This window comes from Streptomyces phaeoluteigriseus (genome assembly GCF_001896135.2).
GTDB classification, from domain to species: domain Bacteria; phylum Actinomycetota; class Actinomycetes; order Streptomycetales; family Streptomycetaceae; genus Streptomyces; species Streptomyces phaeoluteigriseus.
Genome location: NZ_MPOH02000079.1, coordinates 1 through 1,428 on the forward strand (window position 1 = coordinate 1; position 1,428 = coordinate 1,428).

Here is a 1,428-nt window from a genome sequence, read left to right on the forward strand (position 1 = left end):
GTGGGGGTGCCGGGTGTGGAGGGTGTCACCGGTGGGGGTGCCAGGTCCGGGTGCCCCGAGACGGCCGGCGGTGGCGCCTCAGCGACTGCGGATGGCGCTGGTGGCGAAGAATCCGGTGGCGGCGGCGGTGATCAGGGCGCAGACGGCGAGAAGGAGCGTACGTCGCATCGGAGTGCCTTTCCCGAGGGTGATGGTTGGGTTCTGCACAACGCCCGCCGGTCCCGAGCCGCTTCGCCGTCCGGCCGATGCCACCCGTACGGATGCGCCCAGAGGAGCGTGCGGAGGGCGCGCCGCCTCGCGGGCCACCGCGCAAACCCGTGCGGCCGACCTGGCCGAGGCGTGCGGCGGGACCGGTGTGACCCTCCCCATTGCGGTGGCGGTGTGGTCCGGCGAACATCTGCTCACACGAATTTCCGAATAACTGTTATCCGAGGCTGCCCCAGAGATCTCCCTTGTCACGGACAGCACGTTCGGCATCGACGACAGGGAAGCGGTAATGAGCACTCAGCACACGGTGGAGCATGCGGCACTGGTGACCGCGGCCCGAGGGGGCGACCCGGCGGCACAGGACGCTCTGGTCAGCGCGTACCTCCCGCTGGTCTACAACATCGTGGGCCGCGCGCTGAACGGCTCGGTGGACGTGGACGACGTGGTCCAGGAGAGCATGCTCCGCGCCCTGGACTCCCTGACCGCGCTGCGGGACCCCGAGAGCTTCCGGTCCTGGCTGGTGGCCATCACCATGAACCAGATCCGTGCGCACTGGCAGCAACGGCAGTTCGCCCAGGCGCCCGTGGAGGAGGCCGGGGACGTCGCCGACCCGGGCGCGGACTTCGTCGATCTCACCCTGGTGCGGCTTCAGTTGTCGGGCCAGCGCCAGGAGACCGCGCGCGCCACACGCTGGCTCGAGCCCGACGACCGGAGCCTGCTGTCCCTGTGGTGGCTGGAGTGCGCCGGTGCGCTGACCCGGGCCGAGGTGGCCGAGGCGCTGGAACTCTCCCCGCAGCACACCGCGGTCCGCGTGCAGCGGATGAAGGCGCAGCTGGAGGCCGCACGCGTGGTCGTGCGGGCGCTCGACGCCCAGCAGCCCTGCGAGGAACTCCGGGGCGTCCTGGCGAGCTGGGACGGACGGCCCTCGGCGCTGTGGCGCAAGCGCATAGCCCGGCACGCGCGCGGCTGTACGCGGTGCTCGGGGCTGTGGAGCGGGTTGCTGCCCGCGGAGGGTCTGCTGGCCGGCCTGGCGCTGGTGGCGGCGTCGCCCGCGCTGGCGGCGAGCATCCGTTCCGCCCACGACACCTCCGCCCTGGCCGGGGCGGCCTCCCCGCTCGGCCCCGGCGAGGACCCCGCCGGGGCCGTACCGCCCGCCGGCAGGCACCGCTCCGCCGACGGGAAGGTCACCGCCCGCGGCGCGGCCCGTCGCAGGCGGCACAC

General features: G+C 73.3%; 1 protein-coding gene. It reads left to right on the forward strand.

Annotation, left to right across the window (positions count from 1 at the left end; genetic code table 11):
- Nucleotides 1-496 precede the first annotated feature (496 nt).
- The coding region (locus BM536_RS39095) for an RNA polymerase sigma factor (RefSeq protein ID WP_143651185.1) at nucleotides 497-1,428 on the forward strand (932 nt) is incomplete at its 3' end.